The following is a 4,065-nucleotide window of genomic DNA, read 5'->3' on the forward strand; positions in this document are numbered from 1 at the left end:
GAGTTCTCAAGGAACGGACGCTTCCTTTGTACTCACCCTCTCGGGCTTTCCTCCGGGCTTTCGTTCTTCGTTCTTGCGTTTCCGACTCTATCAGATCCTTTCGGGCCTGACTCCCGGTCGAAACGGGATTTGCTTTCCAGGTCTTCGCTTTCGCGTTTCCCTTTCCGGCGAGTCCGACTCTATCAGAAGTTTTCCACCGGATTTCCCGGCTTCAGATTCCTGGATGAGGAGTCGAGTACGTACCCGCAGAATTCGATTCCATGGGTACGAGGGGTCTTGCTGGATGGCTGCCGAACTTGTCCAGTTCCAGGCAACCGTTCGACTCTACAACTGGCCCCCCGGGGTGTCAAAACGAGCGCCACCCGGCCTCTCGGGGCGGGCTGTCGGGTAGCCAGGCCATGGGCCTCGCTCCGGGTTTGCCGGTTGCGGGCCATCTGGCTGGTCCCACCCCGAGGCGCCTGCCGCAGTACCCGGTCAGCCACACCCTCGGCAGCTCTCTCACGAGAACAGACCGCGGCCGGTCTCCACGAGCGGCGGGCGCGGGGAGCGCACCAGGGGGCGGCGGGGCTCACTCGGCGCAGGTCTCGTAGGCCTAGAAGCGACGAAGTACGCCGGGGAACCGGCGTCCCAGCCAGCAGCAGAGCCGGACCAGCGGCGACTGCACCGACCGTCACGGCAAGCCGGACTGTCTGGAGCCCGGCCGCGTTCTGTGTTTTGGACCTTGAGTCAGAACGGCGGGTCTTCGCTGTACCCGCCGTTCCAAGAAGCGCGTGCAGCTCGGAGGCGGGCGTAGTGCTCGCGGGCTGCAATGTCGGACGCGTTCTCCGAACCGCTGGTGTCGTGACCCCAAGCCTTGAGCGCGTCCAGGACCCGGTCTCGGTGGTACCGGTCAGTGCTGGTGGCCAGTAGCCGTCGGCCGTGGCCGGCCAGAGCGACCTGGTGCTGGGTGAGGTGGGGGTGCTCTGCAAGGGGGATGGCGGCGACAAGGGCGGTATGGCGCACGCCGGCGCTGTCATGACAGAGGAGGGCATGAACCGCGGAAAAGATCGCCGGGCGCGCGTCCCGAAACGCACGCATCGCCTCGTGCTCATCGAGTACCCCCTCACCGTGGAGGTGTCCGTCAACGGCAACGCAGTCGTCGTTGGCGTCGTAGGCGGTGTCGCCGAGCCACTCGAGCAGCCGCACGAGAGTTGGACGGTTCGGGCCTGTCTTGGCGTCGTGGCTGTAGTCGCTTGGCGTGACGGCCGGGTGGTTGAGGATCGCCGCGACGTAGAGCGCAACGGGCACGGTGGCCTCGTAGATGCTGTTCTGGTGAGTCACGGGCTCCAGCGCATCCTGGAGGGCGGATTCCCTGATGAGGGGGTCAGGGTTGGTGAGGAGCGCCAGCGCCGCCGGCAGGGATTCTCCCGTGCCGCAGGCCGTGGCGAGCAACGCCCAGTCTGTGTTGTCCAGCAGTGTCTGGAAGGGAGGGAGCGCGGCGGGGTGAGGCTGCCGGGGCCGGCTGTGGGTCACGGCCCGAGACTATGGCGTCGCGCTTTCGGAGAAGCTCGAAGCTTGCCCGGCCGAAGATCTGGCGCTTCAGCATCTCGATCCGGTCGACATGGCCCTCGACCACCCCGCAGTCGGGCTCCAGATGCCGGGCGAACGCTCGGCGAGTGCAACTCCAGGCGTCGGTTCAGTGCCGTCGCCACCCGGGCTCCTCCGGCGGCGCCGGTGCCGGTCGCAGGCAGGCGCGGTGCCCGGCTGACTCGTACCCCGAAGGCGTCCGGCATCCGGGCGCCGGCACGTCCGCGAGCGCGAGGCCGACCGACCTGGCCCAGCGCCGACCGAAGCCCCTCCGTCCGCCGCCCGAACCGACGGGCAGGCCCTGGCACATGCTCTACTGACGTCCTGCGGGCAGGGCTCCTCCCCGCAGACGAACCGGCGCACCGTAACGACAGCACGACCTGCGGTCGAAGGGCATCGCGCCGGACGTGGCGAGGACCTGACGAGGTGGGGAAGCCGTGAGCGATGACGTCCTGTCGGTCATTCCGAGTGATCCGCGGTGGCAGCCGGACCGCGATGCGGTCGAGCGCGTCATCGCGCTCGTTGAGGACCTGGCTCCCGGTGCCGCCGACGGCGTGGACGCGGAGATCGACGTGACGTGGTACGACGAGGTGACCGCCGTCGACTGCGGGGACAACCTGGAGCGGATCGGCTGCCCCCTGTGCCGGGCGTCTGTCGACACGGAGTGGTGGGGCGACCTCCTTGAGGCTCATTGCGACGACGGCTTCACCACGCTCGCGATCGAGGTCCCATGTTGTGGCGGGTCGACCACTCTGGACGCCCTCGAATACGAGTGGCCTTGTGGTTTCGCCAGCTTCGAAATCGCCATCTGGAACCCTGAACGCCTCTGGTTCAGCAAGGACGAGCTGACGGCGCTGGAAAACCGGCTGGGCCATCCGGTGAAGCAGATCCGGGCTCACTTCTGAGGCCCGACAGCTCAGCCGGTCACCCGTCGCTCGGGGCGGGCTCAACCACCTACCGGGTCAACGGCAGCGTGAAAGTCGCAGCACGGCCTCGCTGCGGACCCCGGGGTTTCGATCCGACGCCAGTGTCCGAAGTTGCGTGATCAGCTCGTCGCCGTCCTCTCCGGTCGCCCAGCGTGGATCACAGTCGAGTTCCGCAGCGAGCTGATCAGCGGTCCCCTCATCAGACGCGGCTGCACGGGCTGCGAGCACGACACGTAGGCCGGCCAGATCCCTCCGAGCCAACAGAGCCGCCGCAGTCTCCGAGGTCACTCCGGTGTCGGAAGCGTCCAGGAGGAGACGGTGCAGGACATTGGCGACACCCTCAATCCGAGACGCTGCCGCCAGACGTCGTCCTGCAGCGGCTCTCACGGACCAGGCCGGAGATTCCGCTGCGTTGATCGCGTCCCGCAGCCCTTGTTCGGTGAAACCTTCCACGGCACCAGGCTCCCAGGAGAACGTCTCGGTCAAGCCTCGTCCAGACGACCCCGCAGGTGTCAGTCTTCCCGTCGTTGTCTGCGGGACCGGGCGAGCCCTTCGTACGGTTCCCCCGCCCAGGGGGCGGCGTCGGGCGTCGGGCGTGGCTTCCCGTCGGTGAGGCCGTCCAGCGGGAGGCATCAGCACAGCCCGCCGCACGGAGGCACCACATGCCCGCGATCTGGTTCGGTATCGACCGCGGACCGGGTCCGCATCCGCCGGCTCTCGGCGTCGAGCGCCTGGAGACCCGGCCAAGCAACCGGAAGGTCCTGCGAGCCGAGCGCGACCACCAGGGGTCAGAGGTTGACGCGCTTCAGGTAGACGCGGTGGCGGTGGGGGATGGTCTGGTACCAGAGCATCAGGTGCTCGTCCTCGTACGTACGCAGGCGCATGGGGCTGGGGTCTTCGTAGAGGCTGCCGTCCTTGGGGTCGATCGCCATCGACGCCAGGTCGACCAGGCCCTCCATGACGACGGCGACCAGCTCCTGCTGCCCCGCGGGCATGTCGCCGAGTACCCAGAGCCGGCTCGGATCGCATTCCCAGGCCCAGCCGGCCTCGTTCTCCACTCCCTCACCCCGCAGGGTCACTGACCGATCTCCCGCTGAGCCTCGGCCAGGATGCGGCTGCTGGTCTCCATCGCGGCCCGGAACCGTTCCTCCGTGGCGGCCGGGTCGCCGGCGGCGCGCTCGGCTTCGAGCAGTGCCGCGGCGCGGGCGGGCCAGCGGTGAATGGCCACGTGCGTGGCCCACTTGATCAGGAAGAAGCGGAGCGGGTTGATGGCGCCCGTCTCCGCGGCGCGGTCGAACGCCGCATGGCATTCCCTGTCGAACTCGGCGAGGTGCGCCATGTCGATCCGGCGCACGGCGTCCCGCAGGGCTTCGCGCGTCATGGCCGGCTGGGGGATGAGCGGACCGTCGTCTTCGAGGTGCTGTGCTGTCATCGTGCCTCCAGGGGAACGTGGCCAGGATAGCGACCGTCCCTGCGACATGCCCGTAAACGCAAAAAGCCCCGTACCGGATACCCGGTACGGGGCTTTTCACAATGATTGTTCGGCGGCGTCCTACTCTCCCACAGGGTCCCC

The 4,065-nt window shown here is 68.0% G+C and carries 4 protein-coding genes; 1 reads left to right on the plus strand and 3 read right to left on the minus strand.

Features of this window, described 5'->3' with window-relative positions:
• Positions 1–726 precede the first annotated feature (726 nt).
• Positions 727–1,512, minus strand: a complete 786-nt coding sequence (locus tag ACFYXV_RS34080) for a hypothetical protein (RefSeq protein ID WP_389385059.1) — start codon at positions 1,510–1,512, stop codon at positions 727–729.
• Between the two features lie 491 nt (positions 1,513–2,003).
• On the opposite strand from ACFYXV_RS34080, the gene ACFYXV_RS34085 reads away from it, so the two are divergent.
• Positions 2,004–2,471 carry a hypothetical protein gene (locus tag ACFYXV_RS34085; protein WP_389385060.1) on the plus strand — a complete coding sequence of 156 codons (468 nt, stop codon included), beginning with the start codon at positions 2,004–2,006 and terminating at the stop codon, positions 2,469–2,471.
• An 809-nt stretch (positions 2,472–3,280) separates the two neighbouring features.
• On the opposite strand, the gene ACFYXV_RS34090 is transcribed toward ACFYXV_RS34085, so the two are convergent.
• Complete coding sequence (locus tag ACFYXV_RS34090) at positions 3,281–3,571, minus strand: hypothetical protein (RefSeq protein ID WP_385477408.1); 291 nt, start codon at positions 3,569–3,571, stop codon at positions 3,281–3,283.
• On the minus strand, positions 3,568–3,924 hold the full coding sequence (locus tag ACFYXV_RS34095) for a DUF6247 family protein (RefSeq protein WP_359182126.1): 357 nt from the start codon (positions 3,922–3,924) through the stop codon (positions 3,568–3,570). The genes ACFYXV_RS34090 and ACFYXV_RS34095 overlap by 4 nt, the downstream gene beginning before the upstream one ends.
• Between the last annotated feature and the right edge of the window lie 141 nt (positions 3,925–4,065).

The sequence above is a fragment of the Streptomyces sp. NPDC002181 genome (assembly GCF_042890485.1).
Taxonomy (GTDB): domain Bacteria; phylum Actinomycetota; class Actinomycetes; order Streptomycetales; family Streptomycetaceae; genus Streptomyces.

Coding starts and splice junctions, on each gene's coding strand:
- ACFYXV_RS34095 (WP_359182126.1), bottom strand. CDS start 3,924: ATGACAGCACAGCACCTCGAAGACGACGGTCCGCTCATCCCCCAGCCG.